Genomic DNA, 18,810 nt, shown 5'->3' with positions numbered 1-18,810 from the left:
AGCAACATGACTTCAGGGAGTGGGGAAGATGGATTTACAAGTACCCGAGAAAAAGTTCCGCCCGGAATTAGAGGGCGTTCGAACGGTCGCCGCCTTATTGGTGGCAGTCTATCACATATGGATCGGAGCGGTCTCCGGAGGGGTGGATGTATTTTTTATCGTGTCAGGATATCTGATCACCACCTCGCTTGTGTCCAAGATGGAACGCGAGGGGAGGATTCATTTTGGAGAGTATTGGCTCGGTCTGGCGCGGCGATTATTCCCCCTTGCTTTCACGGTCCTTCTGTTTGTAGTGGCAGGATCGATCCTCCTTGTTCCGGAAAGTCAGTGGAAACAGATCATCGGGGAGGTCATCGCTTCCGGTACCTATACTCAGAACTGGTATCTCGCGACCAGTGCCGTTGACTATCTCGGACAGACAAATCAGGCAAGTCCACTCCAGCACTTCTGGGCACTGTCCATTCAGGGACAGTTTTACCTCACATGGCCGTTTGTGATCCTGTTTTCCTTTTGGCTTGCCCGGAAGGTGTGGAAGAAGCCGCAAAGGAAAACGCTTCTCGGGGTCCTTCTGGTCTTGTTCACGCTATCCATGGCGTACTCGATCTACAAGACGGCTGTGGAACAGCCTTGGGCATACTTTGATACGTTCGCCAGGGCATGGGAGTTCAGCCTTGGTGGAATACTCGCCCTCCTGCTTCCGTATCTGCGGTTTCCGAAAGCCATGGGGGTCATTTTCGGATGGATCGGTCTCTCCATCATCTGCTTGACCGGGATCCTGCTTCCCGTATCGACGGTATTCCCGGGATATGCAGCGCTTCTTCCCACAGGCGGTGTCATCATGATCATCATCGCAGCAGAGAATGGAAGCCGTTTTGGAGCAGAAAAGCTCCTGGGATCCAAACCCTTTCAGGCGTTCGGATCAATTTCCTACGGTTTTTATCTTTGGCACTGGCCACTGTTGATTTTTTATTATGCCAAAACGGGTACCGATAAAGTGACCTTCATCCCGGGTCTCGCCATTATGATCTCAGCTGCCATACTGGCATGGATATCGGTCAGGATGATGGAGAAGCCCGTCCGCAAGATGAGCGTCCGTACATCGAAGAAAAAACTCATTTTTACGCTGGCGCTCTTTCTCTTTACTGTTATGGGTTCTAATACGGCTTGGGGATACTACGTTCATCAAAAAGGGGAAGAAACGTATGCCATCGGAGATTATCCGGGAGCAAGGGCAATATCGGAAGGGATCACCCCTGCAGAAAAGGATCCTGCTCCGTCACCGGCCCTTATCAAAGAAGATCTTCCTTCTTTTTACGAACAGGCTGACTGCTTCTCCAACATGGAAGATGACCGGGTGACAAAGTGTTCCATGGGAGATACGAAGAATCCTGAACATACGATTGCCCTTGTGGGGGGATCACACTCAGGCCACTGGTTCCCGGCTCTTGAAGAGCTGTCTGATGACCTTCATCTTCAAATCGATATTTATAATAAAGACGCATGCCGGTTCTCGGCTGATGATTTTGACGGGGCGTTGAACAGTTCCTGCATGGAGTGGAACAAGACGGTAGTGGAGCTGCTTAAAGAAGATCCTCCAGACCTTGTGTTCACGACGGCGAATGTGGGGATTGGGGATACCGTTCCGAAAGGATACCTCGATCAGTGGAAGAAGCTTGAAGGCGTGACAGAGATTTTCGCTGTCCGTGACAATCCTGCCATGGAAGGAGATCCGGTTGCGTGCGTGGAGCAAAACGGTATTGAAGCCTGCAGTCCTAAACGGTCAGATGTCCTTTCTGCTGAACCCCCTTGGGAACGTCTCGATACACAACCGTCCAATGTGACGTTTGCCGATTTATCCGGATCATTCTGTCAGGATGGTACATGTCCACCAGTGGTGGGGAATGTGTATGTTTACCGGGATTATCATCATATCTCGACGTTGTACTCGAAGACGCTTGCAGGGCCGCTCGAGGAACCGCTCAGTGAGGCATTGAAATGATGCAGGTGTGATGGACAGGAGAGTGAAGGACAAGAAATTAAATGTCTGAAGCCTGGTGGCATTTTTGTTCGCACCCTTTCCGTGGATAAGCTGGCCCCTACTCACCATGCAGACAGAGGGTTTCATGGTACTTCTTTATCAAGGGCCACCATTTATAAGCAGAAGAAAACGTTCCGGCAAAATCGGAGCGTTTTTTTCTGTGCATGAACAGAAGGATCAGGGACAATCCATCCCATTCATCCCATTACGACTCCATTTAATAGACCATTCTGCTTGCGTTTTTTGTGAAAAAATCAGATAAATCAGTAAAAAGCAGGGTTGGCACGGTTCTTGCTTGTAATGAGAGTAAAGAAGGGGGAATGAAAGGTGACAAAGAAACCAAGCTTACTCATTGCGCTGCTGCCGATTGTATCGATGTTGGTACTTTTAGGTGTAGGATACGGAGTTTTTCATTTGAAAGCAGAACCTTTATTGATAACAGCCACGATCATCGCAGGGTTGATCGGACTGGCATTGGGGCTGTCGTGGGAGGAGATGCAGGAGGGGATCGTGGAAAAGGTGGCGAAATCCATGCCAGCCATCCTCATCCTCATCACGGTCGGAATCCTGATTGGGACATGGATGATTTCGGGAACGATCCCGATGATGATCTACTACGGGATCCGTTTCATCAATCCTGACTATCTGGTCATCACAGCCTTCCTGGTCACCGCTGTTGTCTCGACCTTTACGGGTACGTCCTGGGGTTCGGTGGGGACCATCGGGGTGGCGGTCATCGGCATTGCCATGGTACAGGGTGTATCCCTGCCCATAACGGCAGGCGCCATTGTGGCAGGTGGATATTTCGGGGATAAAATCTCCCCACTTTCTGATACAACGAATCTCGCACCTGCAGCTGCAGGGAGCAATCTATATGATCATATCCGTCACATGCTGTACACGACCATCCCCGCAGCATTGGTAGGAATGGTGGTCTATCTGTTCGTCGGCAAATCTGCCATGACAGAGGGTGCCGGAGACCCGGCTAAGCTGGAGGCTATGATGTCGGCCCTCACCTCTATGTTCGGGTGGAATATCCTTTTGGTCATTCCCGTCCTCATCGTCCTGCTCGGTTCGATCATGAAATACCCGACGATACCGGTCATGCTTGGCTCCTCGATTGTAGCCATCATTCTCGGAATACTATTCCAGGGGGCAAGTATTGAAAATGCACTCCTCGCATCCGTTTCCGGTTTCAATGTAGACATGCTTTCCGGATCAGAAGGGATTTCACCCGAAGTAGCCAATCTTCTAAACCGAGGCGGCATGAGCTCGATGATGGGGACGACGCTGATTGCCTTCTGTGCCTTCTCGTTCGCCGGGATCCTGAGTAAAACCGGCTCATTGGAAGTGGTACTAGAGAAGGTCAATCAGAAGGCGAAGTCCACCGGGAGTCTCATTCTCGCCACCGTTCTCTCATGTATCACGATGGCGGTGACAACCGGAAGCTCCTATCTATCCATCCTCATTCCAGGAGAGCTGTTCCGGAAAGTTTATGCGGAGAGGGGTCTCGATGCCAAGAACCTTTCCCGTACATTGGAGGATTCTGGTACGGTCATTGTTCCGATCGTCCCGTGGTCACTGGCAGGCGTCTACATGTCCAGTACGCTCGGTGTACCCGTTCTCGATTATCTTCCTTGGGCAGTGATGTGCTACATGGGCTTTGTGTTCGCCATCATCTATGGATATACGGGCTTCGGGATTGCAAAGGCCAAGCCAGAGACACTGGAAGACCCGAAAAAATCAGCAATCTAAAGTTCAATGACAGAAAGGAAATCACTCATGTTAAAATTGATTAAACAAGCAAACGTATATACACCACAATTCGCCGGAGTCCGCGATGTATTAGTCGGGGGCGGTAAGATCCTCGAGATCGGAACCGACCTGAGCCCCGGCTCTCTGGATCATACCGTGATTGAAGCAAACGGGATGCATATGATCCCCGGACTGGTTGACAGGCATGTCCATCTGACCGGAGGGGGCGGGGAAGGCGGATTTTCATCCAGCACGCCGGAGGTCCGACTCAGTTCCCTTGTGAAGAACGGTATCACAACCGTGGTAGGGCTGTTGGGAACAAACGACGTAGGGAGGAGCACGAAAAGTCTGCTGTCCAAAGTGAAGTCACTTCGGGAAGAGGGAATGAACGCCTTCATGCTGACGGGGGGCTACGGCTATCCTCCGAACTCCATCACCGGTGATATCCGGGAAGACATCATGTTCTTCAGTGAAGTACTTGGATTGAAACTGGCCATCGAAGACCACCGAGCTTCCTACGTGACCACCGAGGAACTGAGACGCCTCGCATCCTATGTCCGGGTGTCGTCGATGCTTTCCAAGAAAAAAGGGTTTATCCACCTTCATATGGGGTCGGGAAAAGGGCACTACCAACAGATCTACGACGTAGTGGAGTCGACGGATTTACCGATTTCCCTGTTCAGTCCCACCCATATTAACCGGACCAGCGAGTTGCTCGATGCGTCGGTAGAATTTGCAGGTCGTGGAGGACTGGTCGACCTGACGTCGAATATACAGACCAAAACGGCCGCAGGGAGCCTTTCACCTGCACAGGGCGTCACCTATCTTCTGGATAAAGGGGTTCCCATGGATGCCATCACGGTCAGCTCCGATGCAAATGGAAGCCTGCCGACCTTCGATGAGAATGGTCAGTTAATTGGATTGAAGGTGGCTGGAGTCGAACCGAGTCTGACTGCCCTGCAGGAGCTCGTGGTTGAAGAAGGGCTCCCTTTGGAGGAGGCCATCAAGCCTTTCACCGTAAATCCGGCAAAAGGACTTGGACTCCAGGGCGGACGGGGGATGCTCGTGGGTGGAGGAGCTGCTGACTTCATCCTCCTTGATGATGCGTTGGCCATACGTGACGTCTTTATAAATGGTGAGGCATTTGTAGAAGGGTATGACGTGGTGAAGCGGGGTGTGTTTGAATAACGAAGGAGTGTAATGGATGAAGGAATTAGCGGTGGTCTCCCTTGGGGAGAATACATTGAACAGCATGATGGAGCAGTTGAACCGCTACCTGGGCGATCGGGTACAGGTAAAGGGATTTGCGCTGGAGAAAGGGATGGAGCCAGACAGGTCTTGTCCCCTGATCCTGGTGACAAGCGATTTGGTCGGTAGAATGATATCAAAGAACCTTTCTTCCGGACAAAAGCTCATCGTCGCGAGAAGGACCATGAGCTATGAGTTCATTGAGCCGGTCTTTTCCCTTCAGGAAACGACCGATATCCTCCTAGTGAATGATACGGAGGAAAGCTGCACCGAGTCGATTGCACAACTGAAGAGCCAGGGATTCCACTCGTTCACCTTCCATCCATATTACCCGGGGATCAAGGAATACCGAACGTGTGATGTTTCCATTACACCTGGTGAACCCCATCTTGTTCCTGAAGGGGTCAAGCAGGTCATCAACATCGGTCATCGGCAAGTGGATATCACGACCATCACAGAAGTCATGGCACAGCTTGAAATCCTCGAAGATGCAGGGGCCGTGGCTTCTTCAGAGTTCGTTAGTGAAATTGTGCATCTTACACGCTACCTTTCCACCCTCAATCGTAAACTGGACCGATCCAATCTATTGCTGACGACGATCTTCGATAAATATTCCAAAGCCCTGATGTTCTGTGATCCCTATGGAACCGTCACCTACGCCAACGAGAAAATGAAATGGATCTTCAATGGGGAGCATATTTCGGACCTGATGGGTGAAGGGACGGCACTCAATCAGCTGGGTGAAGAAGAAATCGTCGAGATCGGCGGCAATCTGTTCATTGTCTCCGTGGACCAAGTCGAGAATCAGGAGGGAGTCATCTGCTACCTGGTGGAATGCAGGAACTACGATAGCTTCAGGCGCTTGGATACGGCCCTCAGGTCTAAGATCCAGCATCATAGGTTCATTCCACGTCATGTTTTTGAAGATCTCTCATCTAAGAATCCTGAGGTCACGCGGATGATCGACATGGCGAAGCGAATGGCTAAAAGTGACTCCACAATCTTGATTCAAGGAGAAAGCGGGACAGGGAAGGAACTGCTGGCCCAAGCGATCCATAACGGCTCGGGGCGGGCAGGGCAGGCGTTTGTGCCGGTGAATTTCGCTGCCCTTTCCCCGTCGATACTCGAGAGCGAGCTATTCGGCTATGTAGAAGGAGCTTACACTGGTGCAAAAAAAGGTGGTAAACATGGACTGTTCGAAGAAGCCCATCGGGGGACCATCTTTATGGACGAGATCGGGGATGCACCGTTGTCCCTGCAAGTGAAGCTCCTTCGCGTCCTTCAGGAAGGGGTCGTACGGAGAGTCGGAGGAACAGAACTTGTACCGATCGATGTCCGGGTGATTGCGGCCACGAATATCAATCTTGAAGAAAAAGTGGCGGAAGGGAGCTTTCGAGAGGATCTTTATTATCGCTTAAACGTCCTCCCCTTGCAGACACACCCTCTGAGGAAGAGGAGGGAAGACATTACATCCTTATTGCTGAGCTATTTAAATGTTCATTCAGAGGAAGAACATTATCATCTTCATGAAGTGTTTACGGAGGAAGCTCTTCATTTCCTTATTCACCACCCCTGGCCGGGAAATATTCGGGAACTGACCAATGTAGTGGAATATGTCATTAATATTAGGCCACTCAGTGAACGGATCGAGCTTTCCGATCTTCCTACATATTTGATCAGAGAGGCAGAGAGCCGGGGAGATTCCACTTCTGCCCTTTCCGAGGAAGAGGAGGTGCTGCTCACGATTTATCATACATATGGAATAGGACGGCGTAAAATGGTCGACCAGCTCAGGCAAAAAGGCATGTTGATCGGTGAATCGAAAGTGAAATCAATCATTCAAGAGCTCAAGGAGCGGGGATGGATCACCATCCACAAAGGGGCTAGGGGATGTACGGTGACAGAAGAAGGGAGAGTCGAAGCCAAAAAGCTCGTCTCATTCGGCTGATGTGGTGTAATTTCTTTACTAAATCCAGGCTTAGCGTATATAATAGAAGTACGAAACCAAAATAAAACAAGGAGCCCCGACTGCCATCGGGACTCCTTCACAACATAACCTGCATGAATGCAGCGGCTCACAAGAGTCAATCGAAAGTGAAGTAATCATTGATTTTCCTCAAGGCCATGGGGACGATGGTTACTTCTTTTTTTCGTTGGTAACCGCGATAATCGCCACAATAAGCGAACCAAACGCAATCATGAGATGAAGCACATCACCTATTGCTATCATAAGCGTATCACCCCCCTTCCGAATGAAATCAGGAGTGGGTGAGCCGCTGCCCCCATATATGTTGTGTACCTCTATTATAACACGTTTTGGGATTGTCCTACTCTCTTACAAAGGACCCATGTTGAATATTTGACAGGCTTGCGGATTGTTTTGATAACGTTATCAAGGATTGAAGGAAGTCTTCCTGCTTCGATTGGGTAAGGGATTTCATTCCTTAATCATGAACAAATTTCGAATCTTTGATCGATTCAGGCATGTACCTCTCATCTTTCGTTTATATTAGAAGGAGGAAAACAAGCTTTAGCTCAGGGAGGTTTGTATATGCAGCATACAACGAGTATTGGTCGGCTTCGTCAGGCCGGTTTTGTTGAAGGGATGTCGCTTCTGATTCTGCTTTTGATCGCCATGCCGCTTAAATATATGGCGGATATCCCCATGGCCGTCACGATTGTCGGCTCGCTTCATGGCGGTCTGTTCGTGATCTATCTGTTGATTCTCGCTTACGTGACGTTCAAGGTGCGCTGGCATTTGAAATGGTCCGTGGCAGGGGTGTTGGTCGCCTTCATTCCGTTTGGGAATTTCATCTATGATAGGGTCCTACGCAAGTTTGAAACCCGTGCTTAAAAGCAAGAAGCGCTCCTCCAGAAGAGGAACGCTTTTTTTATATGGACGCGTACTTGATGATGAGTGCTTGATGCGTCCTTTCGTTATAGGCAATCCAACATTCATCACCTGGCATCACACCCGTGATCGGGTCGATGGTCTGCTGGATGTCATACTGTATGCCGTTTCGATCAGCGTGAATGGTGGCAAGAGGGAGGTTGCCTACCACACCGGTAAAGGACACGCTGGTGATCGTGGCGCTTCCTTGTTTTTCGTTCGCGAAGGCAAGCTCCTTCTCCAAGTCCCCTTGTTTCGTTTGAATCTGGATGGTGGCACCAGGCTCAATGGTCATATGACTGGGGATAAACTGACTTACGGTCCTTTGAACGGGTTTCCCGTCGGAGGATATCGTCAAATCCAGGAGGACCGGCGTTTGATCATGCAGGGCGATCGGGAATGTCTGGGCACGGAGGATGGTCCCCGTAACGGTGACATCTTTTCCAGATCGGTTCATGATTGCGTCACTGTAAGCAACCATCTTCAGTTGCCCGTTGATCCGCATAAGATCTGCTTTTTCTCCCTCTTGGAATTCGAAACCGGAAGCCTGGATGGCAGGGATCGTATAGCTTTCCCGATTGTGTTCAAACGTAAGCAGGACCACATGTCCCCGTCCGACCATCCCGTAGGACTCCACTTTCCGCAACACGGCCCCGTTAATCATCTCCGGTTTGGTCTCCCTGATCGCATCTCCTTCTTTAAGCAGCGTCACCCTTTGTTTTTTCGGATGATAGTGGATCAGAATCTGCTGTCCCGGACGTGGGATCTGAACATAGGAAACGACGGTTTTGACCGTCTTCTCGATCCGCTTCCCTTCATGCAGGAACCTGAGCTGGATTCTCACAACGGGCTGCTCGTTCAGATAGCTGCCCGTCTCTTGAATCGATACGATCTCGGCCGCCAAGGTTTCACTTTCCTCGAGCTTCTTCCTTCTGGTGACCCTGAGGATAGGAGGAAGGATGAACACCACTGCCAAAAGCAGTAGGGGGATGAAAATCCAAATGGCCCAGTTCAGCACGAGTGCCCCGCCTTCAAGTACATAGTCTTTGAAGGAATCGAACGATTTTTCATGAGAAGAATCGGCGTTTTCCATCGCAACAATATCTGCAGCCGTCCATTCGTTCATTTCTTTTGAATCCATATCGTATACACCTGTGGATTGATTGTTGTATGCATAGTAAAGAGAGGTGCTCTCCAGGTTTTTATGGAACGAAAGTGCGCTGTCTTTAAGGTACTTAAAGGATAACGAGTTGAAAATGGGATCTACAGAGGCGGCTTTGCCTGTGTTGGGGTTGTATATGAACCCGGTCAGTTTTCCTTTCGCATCGTCCTCTTCGGTGGATCCTGCAATCAGCACTTCCTCGTCGTTCAGCTGGTACACCTTTGTTTGATAAACCGGCTCTGGTGTCGGTACGACTTCTCCAAGTTCCCCGTCAGTCTTCACCAGTCGGGCCCTGTTGGGGTATTCCCGTTCTACATCCACCGCCATCTCCTGCTCTTGACCGATATCTCGGCGCATTTGCTTCTCGACCGCATCTCCCACGATGGGAAACTGGTCCTCTTCGTCTGCAACGTAGACACTGAGGTGATCGTTGTCGTCTGATATGACGCTGACAAAGGCCTTTTGATCATTTTTAAGTGTAACTTCAAAGATCGGGATGCGGGTCTGGCCGTTAAAGGTATTCATGACAGGTTCCATCCTGGTGGGTCTTGCCGGGAGGTCTTCCTCATTCAGATTGTGAAGAAGGAATCTTCCATCTTTCAGTTCCCCGAGTATGAGAGCGGTCCCTTCGCTTCCTCCAGAGAAAATCATTCGACCATTCCACTGATATATATTCGAGTTCAGGAAAGAAGGGATGGTGAGTCTTTTTTTGACCAGTTCCTTTCGGTCATCATCGGGAAAATAATTGTAGATCTCAAGATCTTCTGCAGGGCTTTTGGATGCGAGCAGAAGCTGTTTTCCTTGAATTGTCGCCGACATTTCATCGAACGAGTAGCTTCCGGATGTCCAGGACCGGAGTTTTTGCTTGGTTTTCGTATCGTACATACTAGAAGTCATTTGTGTCATTGGTACATGGTCAAATGTAATGCCGATGACACGGTTTCCTTCATCGAATGTGTAGAGGCGGCTGATGTCGTCTGTTTTAAGCTTTCCTTCCGAGATGGAGTCGCCGTATCCGTTCCAGAGCATGATGCTCAGGATGATTGCAGGGATGAAGAAGACGCCGTTGAAGGTGAGGAATCGGATGATCTTTTTCACATGGGTGCTCCTTTCGCTGGGTGCTTTTCCTTATTTACGGTTCAGTTGTTGGATTGGTTTCATGATGGATGGTGTTGAGGTCGTGGTGATGGATTTCAAGATGGTTCAAAAAATGGGTAATGTGTCCATCTACCATTCTCTTTTTTTGTGGGTGGTTTGTAAAGGAGGGATGGTTTGGGGTGTTCAATCATTCCTTTAATGGAATGTCCATTCTTGCTTAGTGCGACTGTTTGCTTTCGGAGTGGTGTCTGTTTTCTCTATAGAGTCCAGCACCCATCGTTCCCGATTCTTCTTTAATAAAGAGTGTGTCTCCTCCTATATTTCTTATTGGATTGGTACTCACAGGTCTGCACCCTGCATAGAATCCATACTATCTTTGATAGAAATCACAGAGTGGAGTGGAGCGGAAGGTGCTTGACTCCTGCGGAAAAGGAGGATGATCGAGACCCCGCAGGCACGAGGAGGCTCGACATGCTACCCGCGGAAAGCAAGCACCTGAAGCGCAAAGGAACGGTCTTGTTTAAAATTCAACCTTCTTTATTATGAACTAAAGCCCTATTCCTCTGCTGTTCATCGCACCAACCCTCTGTTGCCTCCTATAAATGACGAGCCATACAACAGTAAGAACGGCAAAAATCAACGACCCACCCCAGTAAAGAGCAGAGAAACCGTAGTGCAGTCCAATCAGTAAGTACCCAAGGAACGGTCCGAGAGCGGCTCCGACATCCTGACAGATGGAGTACAGAGTCAGAAAGGAAACGACATTGGAGTTCTTGGCGGCATCTGAAGCCAAAGCATCGGTTAGGGTGGTAAGGGCCGTGGCTCCGATCATGGCAGCGATGGCAAGGATGGTCCACAAGCCAATCGACATGGGTACAGACATCAGCCCGAAGATGAGGCCAGTACCAGCAAGGGAAACGATAAGGATCGGAAGTCTTCCCGAACGGCCATCGGACCAGTGCCCGAAGCGACTGGCAAGATACGGCTCCCAGATCCAGCGAAGGGACTGGAGCAGCCCTGAGTAAAAAGCGACGCTGAGAAGAAGACCCAAAACATTGATCTCCACCCCGTATAGATGTTCAAGGAGAGAACTGATGGTGGAGGCGAAAACTCCTTGGAACAGCATGGTGACAATGAAGCCGCTAATTATAATCAAAAGGGTGTGACGGGAGAAGGAGACTTTGGCTGTTCGGCTTGAATGATCGGACTCTCCACTGGCTCCGGATTTCAGCGCGAAAAAGATGAGGGGGAGGCCGATGAGTGTGAGGCAGCCGAATCCGATGGCGACGGACTGTAAGCCTATGAAAGGGACGAGCAGTCCCCCGAGAAGCATCCCGGCAAGGCTTCCTGTACGGTGAAGACCGTTGTAAAGGCCCATGGATTGGCCCCTGCTCTGATCTTTTGAATAAAAGACGACGGTGGATAGGCCACCGATCCGGAAGAAGGACCAGGCGATCCCCCAAAGAGAACGAAGGATCAGCCAGGCGATGAATCCCTGGGCGAGTCCGTACCCGATCGTGGTCACCGTCCCGAGTATGACGGCGATCATGAGTCCTGTCCTCAAGGTGATCCGCTGGTACAGCCACCCGACAATGGGGTTGAAGGGGAGGCGGATGAATCGGTTGACAGAAAGCAGCAGTCCGACCTGCCAGATCGAATCAAGCCCTGCTTCCCTCCAGTAGATGGGGAGGACGATATAAAGCATGGAATCACCCAGGAGGCTGAGAGCGGTGATGAGTGCCACGATGATAATCGGGGATTGACGCTTGGCTTTTTTCATGGGAGAAGAAGCTCCTTTCAACTTGAAACTGACTTCCTGTTGTTTCCATTGTACAGCAGGGGACAAGGAAGGGAGAAACGAATCTTTCAGACACTTAATCTTTTAGTGGAAATAAAGGATAAACGGCAGGGAAGGACGAAAGTAAGATGAACATACAATTTAATATTTGATGAGAAACGAGGAGTGGTCATGAAGAGGATCCTGATTTCTGTACTGATGGTAGGAAGCATCGCTTTTGGATGGACAGGAAATGCCGGAGCTTCGATTGGGGACAAACCGGACCGGGTGATCGTAAAGCTGAAATCCCCTCATGTTTCAAGAGAGCTTAAAAGCTACGGGGTTGCAGCGGTCTCTGACGATCAGCCGCAGCCGATTGTGACGGTGGATGTACCCGAAGGGACTGACGCCGCCACGTTCATCGAAGGTCTTGAAGATCGGCAGGATGTGGCGTATGCAGAAAAGGATCACATCGTGACGCTATCCTCTGCCACCAATGATAAGCTCCTGAAGGATCAGTGGCATCTCCAATCCATTGAAGCACCACGCGCTTGGGACCGGACAATGGGTTCGAAGAAGGTGATTGTAGCCGTTGTGGACAACGGGGTGGACATGAATCATCTCGACCTGAAGAGGAATATAACAGCTCCCTATAATGTCCTGACTGATACGACGGATGTCACCCCGGGTGATCACGGGACTCATGTAGCCGGAATCATCGGCGCTGCCGGCAACAACAAGATCGGCGGGGCCGGAGTCGCCCCGAATACGGGCATCATGCCCGTTCAGGTGTTTGATGGAGAAGAAGGGTATATGTCCGATGTGGTCAAAGGCATCCAATATGCCATTGACCACCACGCTTCCATCATCAACTTGAGCCTCGGAAGCTACGAGAAGAGCACGGCTCTTGAAGAGGTCCTGAAAAAGGCCGATCAAATGGGCATCCTCGTCATTGCCGCGGCAGGAAATGATTCATTGGATACGAGGAAGTATCCGTGCTATCCGGCATCCTATAAATCCGTTCTTTCCGTTGCTGCTACAGACGATCAGGCCCTGGATGCCGACTTCTCCAATTACGGTAAGGTGGACCTGTCCGCTCCAGGAGTAAGCATCCTTTCAACCATTCCTTACAATATGTACGGCTATATGGACGGGACCTCGATGGCTGCCCCGGTTGTATCGGGAACGGCAGCCCTCATACTCGCAGCCCATCCTACCTATACGAAGCAAGATGTGATCAATAAGCTATCAAATACCACCGACTGGTACGGTCCGAAATATGAAGCCTATTTCGGCAAAGGGATCGTCAATACCAGAAGGGCACTTGATCTGAAGAGAATCATCAAAGCACCATCATTATCGAAGAAGGTGTACGATCATACGACGCTGGTGGAGGGGAAAACCTCCCTTACAGAGGCGGGGAAAGTGAGCATCAAGCGGGGGAAAGAAGTGATCGGAAAAGGAAATGCCAACAACGGAACCTTTTCCGTGAGCATTCCAAAACAGAAAGTGGGTGCAACAATCTCCGTCGTGGTCACGTTTGAGGACGATGTCACGAAAGAAGCGACCGCCACTGTCCTTGACGGAACCCCTCCAAAGGCTCCAACTGTGAATAAAGTGGGTAATCGTGATACGGCCGTGAAGGGGAAAGCAGAAGCCGGTTCAACGGTAACAGTCAAGGCAGGAAGCAAGAAGCTCGGCAGCATCGTCGCATCTTCGAACGGCAGTTATTCGGTGAAGATCGCCAAGCAGAAAGCGGGCACTAAATTGACGGTCACGGCCACGGATAAAGCCAAAAACGTGAGCAAGGGAAACACCGTCACTGTGGTAGACAACACGCCTCCGAAAGCGCCATCCGTCAATCCGGTCTCCCCGAAAGCCACCAAGGTGACGGGAAAGGCGGAAGGCAATTCCACGGTTGCAGTGAAAGCGGGGAAAACGAAGCTCGGCTCGGCGAAAGCGGATAAGAAAGGCAGCTACTCCGTGACCATCAAGAAGCAGAAGAAAGGAACAAAGCTGTCGGTGACGGCGACTGATAAAGCGAAGAATACGAGTAAGGCGAGCAATGTGACTGTGAAGTAAGGCCACTCCCCCTTGTACCAATAAGGGGGAGTTTTTCATTAGGTGAACAAATAAAAATCAGATTACTCAAAATATATTGCAAACGCTAACACAATCAGGTAAGATGACTTCAAAGGTATCCGAAACGTTTTGGAGGAAATAATTTTGACGACGATTAAAGATATTGCAAAAGAAGCGGGCGTATCGGTGACGACCGTATCACGCGCATTGAATGGCTATTCAGATGTGAATGAAAAGACGAGACGCAAGATTTCAGATATTGCCAAGGAGATGAATTACAGTCCCAATACGCTGGCCAGGGGTCTTGTGATGAAAAAAACCAAGACCATCGGGATGCTGGTTTCGGGGATGAATCGGGCGAATTCAAAGGATAATTTTACGTTTGAAGTCCTATCAGGTGTCAATGAATGCATCTCTGAGAGGGATTATGACCTTGTATTGTTCAGTACGACCACAACCAAGCAGCGTGAGAAGACCTATTCACAGCTATGCAGGGAACGACGGGTCGATGGTGTTATCCTTCAAGGGATGAAAATCGATGATCCGTATCTGAAGGAAGTGGTCGAGAGTGATATCCCATGTATGCTGATCGATATCCCCATCTCCTCGGATAGTGTGGGGTACGTGACAACAGACAGTGTCCTTGGTGCGAAGCGGGCCGTGGACTACCTGATTCAATCAGGACACAAGAAGATTGCCTTCATGAACGGCCACGATCAGGCATACGTCAGCCAGCAAAGGTTGAAGGGATACCGGGATGCCCTTGGGGAAGCGGGGATCGACTTTAGGGAAGAGTACGTCCGAAACGGGGATTTTCTTGAAGACAAAGCAGAAGAGGAAGCGGCAAAACTTCTGGATGAACATCCCGACATCACGGCCATTTTTTGTGCGAGCGACCTGATGGCCCTCGGGGTAATGAAGAGCGCCAAATCATCAGGGCGTTCCATACCGGAGCAGCTGTCCGTCATCGGGTACGATAACATCCTGCTCGCAGGCTACGCTTCACCGCCACTGACAACGATCGCACAGGACAAATTCGATCTTGGCTATAAAGCGGCGAATGCCCTCATCGATATGCTGGAAGAAGAAGGACCTGCAACAATCATTACATTGGAAACCGAACTCATCGTTAGGGAGTCTGTTCAATAAAAGGCGCTCTTTCGATGAGGGTAAAATCCGAAACGTTTCGGTAGGGAGAAGGAGGACCATCATGGATTATCGCGTGATAAAAGAAAATGACCTATTTTTGCTTACAGATACAAACGGAAATATTCCGGAGGATCATCCATATGGATTGGGGTTGTATTCAAAGGACACACGATTCTTAAGTAAGCTGGACCTGAAGATTAATGGGGAAGATCCGATTCTCCTTTCCTCTGAAGCAGATCAGAACTATAAATCTACGATCTTGCTGACGAACCCTCATATGGAACAGGAAGGGAACCTGGTTCTATGGCGTGAGTCCATTGAAATCAAGCGGACACGATTCATCTATGATGATGTCCTGTATGAAGAAGTGAAGGTGAAGAGTTATTTCCCGAAGCGTGTGGCGTTTGAGATCAGTATCCATGCAGATGCGGACTTCCTTGATATGTTTGTCGTTCGAGGTTTTTTGAACGGGAATCTGGGTCAAAGGACGGGTCAGATGCGCAAGGAGGAGTCTCTTTCTTTTTCATACGAAGGAGCGGATGGCCTGAATCGGAGTACGGTGATCACTTGGGATAAGGAGGCTCTGGATCATGACGATAAAGGGATCATTTCCTTTGGATTTGAATTGGATCATGGAGGATCCGATTCCGTGACCTTATCAGTTCAACCCATGATCGGCAAAGGTACTGGCATCAAGCATGTGCAGAAAGAAGCAGCCCTTGCAAACCTGGAAGCCTCTTATGAACGTTGGAATGAGAGTGTTGCAACAGTGGAGACAGACTGCCTCCCTTTGAAGCGTCTTGTCGAACGAGGGTTGAATGACATGCGGGTGCTTCTCACGGATGTAGGGCATGGCGCCTTTCCTGTTGCAGGTCTTCCGTGGTTTGGGGTCCCGTTTGGCCGCGACAGTCTGATTGCCGCCCTCCAAACCCTTCCTTTCAATGCCGACATCGCCAGGGGGACCCTGTTGACGATGGCACACTACCAAGGGAGCAAACTGGACCCGTGGAGGGATGAGCAGCCCGGTAAGATCATGCATGAAATCCGCTTCGGTGAGCTGGCTGCGACAGGACAAATCCCATTTACACCGTACTACGGAACAGTGGATGCTACCCCGTTATTCCTTATCCTCTTGACGGAATATGTGAAGTGGACGGGGGATGTAGGGATTGTCAATACACTCGAACGAGAAATTGAAAACGCTTTAACGTGGATTGATTCCCATGGCGACCGTGATGGTGATCTGTTCGTGGAATATCACCAGGAATCCAGTAAGGGGATTGCCAACCAAGGCTGGAAGGATTCTGGGGATTCCGTTGTCCATCGGGATGGGGAATACGCCAAGACGCCGATTGCCCTTGCAGAAGTACAAGGCTATGTCTATCAAGCGAAGACCGGACTGGCGGATATTTATGACCATATGAAGCGGTCCGATGAAGCCAGGCGTTTGCGCAGTCAGGCTGATGCTCTCAAACAGCGGTTCGATGAAGCTTTTTGGATGGACGATGTCCGCTACTATGCGATTGCTCTGGATGACCGGAAGGAACAGGTAGGGACCATCACCTCCAATCCTGGTCACGTCCTGTTTTCAGGCATGCTGGATGAAGAGCGGGCAAAAGCTGTCACAGATAAGCTCGTCTCACCAAAAATGTTTTCAGGTTATGGCATTCGAACGATGGGTGAGGGGGAAGCAGGCTATAATCCCATGAGTTATCATGACGGCAGTGTATGGCCCCATGACAACAGCCTCTCCATTCTCGGGATGAGCAAAAGTGGCTACCAACCACAGGCAAACCGGGTGATCGAAGGGCTCGTTGCTGCGGCTGCTCACTTTGAGTATGACCGTCTTCCCGAGCTGTTCTGTGGATATGGGAGCGGCGGGAAAGTCGTCAAATATCCCGTGGCTTGTTCTCCCCAGGCCTGGGCAGCCGGAACCCCGCTCGTATTCATACAATCTCTCCTTGGGTTGTTTCCTGATAGTTTGAAAGAAGAGATCAGGCTTTCACCTGTACTCCTTGCAAACATGAATAGCTTAGAGGTGCATGACATTTCCATCGGCACAGGGAAACTGTCCGTCTCCATCAAGAGGGTGGAAGGTGGCTGCAGCTTAGAGGTGCTCAAGAATACCACCGGTTATCAGATCAGCTCATCAGAACAAATGGTTTGATCTCATTCGGATCTCGGGGAAGAACACTTCCTTTAGATGATAAAAAAATGGAAGGGGACTGGAATAATGAAATCAAGGAAATGGATGGCGGGACTTGGTGTTGCTTCAATGTTGATGGCCGGAGTTCTTTCGGGGTGCAGCTCGGAAGGAGCCTCCACGGAAGGGAAAGACGGGGAAAAAACGCAGGTGACGCTTGCCGGATGGGGTGGAAACCCGACTGAAGAGAAGCTGCTGAAGCAGACTATTGCAGACTTCGAAGAGAAGAATCCGGATATCGATGTGAAGCTTGAAGTCATCACTGAACAATATATGGATGTCATCAAGACGCGTTTGATTGGGGGAGAGGGACCGGATGTCTTTTATCTTGATGCATTTGAAGCCCCGGCCTTGATCGAGACGGGTGTCATCGAACCGCTTGATGAGTATGTGACAGATGAATTCGATGTCGATGACTTTGAGAAACCTCTGTTGGAAGCATTCATTTCGGATGATCAAACTTATGGATTCCCGAAAGACTACTCGACGCTCGCATTATTCTATAACAAAAAAATGCTTGATGAAGCAGGGGTTGAGGTCCCACAAACGTGGGATGATTTCCAAAAAGCCGCTAAGACCCTCACGAAAGACGGGAAGTACGGTTTTGGTGTGGCTCCAGAGCTTGCCCGACAATTCTGGGTGGCCCAGTCCCTTGGTGGAGACGTCGTAAAGGACGGAAAGGCCAACTTCGCCTCTGATGATGTAGTGACTGCACTGAAACCGGTCATCGATATGCACAACGAAGATCAGTCAGCTGTGGAACCGAAAGAGGTCGGTGCAACATGGGGCGGGGAAGTATTCGGTCAGGAGAAAGCCGCAATGGTGATCGAAGGGAACTGGGCAATCCCGTTCTTGGCAGATACCTTTCCTGATGTAGAGTATGGTACTGCTGAGCTGCCGACCATCGACGGGAAGAAATCGACGATGGCGTATAGTGTGGCATACGTCATGAATGCAGCGTCTGAAAAGAAAAAAGCATCATGGAAACTCCTATCCTACCTGACAGGCAAAGAAGGGATGGAGACGTGGACGAGTAAAGGGTATGCCCTGCCAACGCGGAAATCCGTAGCAGAGAAACTTGGGTATGATCAAGATGAGCTCCGGGGGCCCCTTGTGGCAGGAGCTTCCTATGCAACGGTCTGGTCTGAAGGAACCAATCTTCCGACTATCACGAACAACTTCAACAATCAGTTCCTGAGTGCGTTCCTTGGAGATCGACCCCTGGACGATGCGTTGAAGGAAGCCCAAAAGCAAGCAAACAGTGAAATCGATTCGAACTGAGAAGAGAAAGACCAGGAGGGGGAGGGGAAAGTTCCTCCCTCTTTCCAACAAGATCTGCACAGCTTCTTTCTGCCGAGGTCTCAGCTCGTTGGAAAGAAGTTGTGCACATTCGTTGCATAAGGAGTGT

12 protein-coding genes are annotated in these 18,810 nt (G+C 50.1%); 9 read left to right on the top strand and 3 right to left on the bottom strand.

What is annotated here, in order from left to right; genetic code table 11:
- The first annotated feature begins 28 nt into the window (after positions 1-28).
- The 4 genes from K6T23_RS19560 (at position 29) to K6T23_RS19545 (ending at position 6,989) form a co-directional block, all read left to right on the top strand.
- A complete protein-coding gene (locus K6T23_RS19560; RefSeq protein ID WP_238282801.1) occupies positions 29-1,999 on the top strand; it encodes an acyltransferase family protein in 1,971 nt (656 codons plus the stop codon).
- A gap of 366 nt (positions 2,000-2,365) precedes the next feature.
- Complete coding sequence (gene nhaC, locus K6T23_RS19555) at positions 2,366-3,793, top strand: Na+/H+ antiporter NhaC (RefSeq protein ID WP_238282799.1); 1,428 nt, start codon at positions 2,366-2,368, stop codon at positions 3,791-3,793.
- Between the two features lie 27 nt (positions 3,794-3,820).
- Positions 3,821-4,981 carry a beta-aspartyl-peptidase gene (gene iadA, locus K6T23_RS19550; protein WP_238282797.1) on the top strand — a complete coding sequence of 387 codons (1,161 nt, stop codon included), beginning with the start codon at positions 3,821-3,823 and terminating at the stop codon, positions 4,979-4,981.
- 16 nt (positions 4,982-4,997) lie between these two features.
- Positions 4,998-6,989, top strand: a complete 1,992-nt coding sequence (locus K6T23_RS19545; protein WP_238282787.1) for a sigma-54 interaction domain-containing protein — start codon at positions 4,998-5,000, stop codon at positions 6,987-6,989.
- Positions 6,990-7,178: 189 nt separating this feature from the next.
- Here the strand turns inward: K6T23_RS19545 and K6T23_RS19540 are convergent, their stop codons facing one another.
- Positions 7,179-7,271, bottom strand: coding sequence for a putative holin-like toxin (locus K6T23_RS19540; protein WP_220096603.1), 93 nt, complete (start codon positions 7,269-7,271; stop codon positions 7,179-7,181).
- A 321-nt stretch (positions 7,272-7,592) separates the two neighbouring features.
- On the opposite strand from K6T23_RS19540, the gene K6T23_RS19535 reads away from it, so the two are divergent.
- Entirely contained in the window at positions 7,593-7,895 is a 303-nt protein-coding gene (locus tag K6T23_RS19535) for a DUF3817 domain-containing protein (protein ID WP_048006498.1), read from the top strand.
- Between the two features lie 37 nt (positions 7,896-7,932).
- Here K6T23_RS19535 and K6T23_RS19530 read toward each other — a convergent pair whose 3' ends face one another.
- Positions 7,933-10,191: a hypothetical protein gene (locus K6T23_RS19530; RefSeq protein ID WP_238282776.1), complete on the bottom strand. Its 2,259-nt coding sequence runs from the start codon at positions 10,189-10,191 to the stop codon at positions 7,933-7,935.
- A gap of 547 nt (positions 10,192-10,738) precedes the next feature.
- Positions 10,739-11,971 carry an MFS transporter gene (locus K6T23_RS19525; RefSeq protein ID WP_056538732.1) on the bottom strand — a complete coding sequence of 411 codons (1,233 nt, stop codon included), beginning with the start codon at positions 11,969-11,971 and terminating at the stop codon, positions 10,739-10,741.
- A 189-nt stretch (positions 11,972-12,160) separates the two neighbouring features.
- Between K6T23_RS19525 and K6T23_RS19520 the strand changes: the two genes are divergently transcribed.
- The 4 genes from K6T23_RS19520 (at position 12,161) to K6T23_RS19505 (ending at position 18,683) form a co-directional block, all read left to right on the top strand.
- The gene (locus K6T23_RS19520) at positions 12,161-14,050 is read left to right on the top strand and encodes a S8 family serine peptidase (RefSeq protein WP_238282774.1); all 1,890 of its coding nucleotides are present in this window, start codon (positions 12,161-12,163) and stop codon (positions 14,048-14,050) included.
- Between the two features lie 144 nt (positions 14,051-14,194).
- A complete protein-coding gene (locus K6T23_RS19515) occupies positions 14,195-15,199 on the top strand; it encodes a LacI family DNA-binding transcriptional regulator (protein WP_238282773.1) in 1,005 nt (334 codons plus the stop codon).
- Between the two features lie 61 nt (positions 15,200-15,260).
- Positions 15,261-17,366 carry an amylo-alpha-1,6-glucosidase gene (locus K6T23_RS19510; RefSeq protein WP_238282771.1) on the top strand — a complete coding sequence of 702 codons (2,106 nt, stop codon included), beginning with the start codon at positions 15,261-15,263 and terminating at the stop codon, positions 17,364-17,366.
- A 66-nt stretch (positions 17,367-17,432) separates the two neighbouring features.
- Entirely contained in the window at positions 17,433-18,683 is a 1,251-nt protein-coding gene (locus tag K6T23_RS19505) for an ABC transporter substrate-binding protein (RefSeq protein ID WP_238282769.1), read from the top strand.
- Positions 18,684-18,810 lie beyond the last annotated feature (127 nt).

It is taken from the genome of Rossellomorea marisflavi, assembly GCF_022170785.1.
GTDB lineage: Bacteria > Bacillota > Bacilli > Bacillales > Bacillaceae_B > Rossellomorea > Rossellomorea marisflavi_B.
Note: the sequence above shows the minus strand (reverse complement) of the source record. Positions and strands in the feature narration are given on the sequence as shown.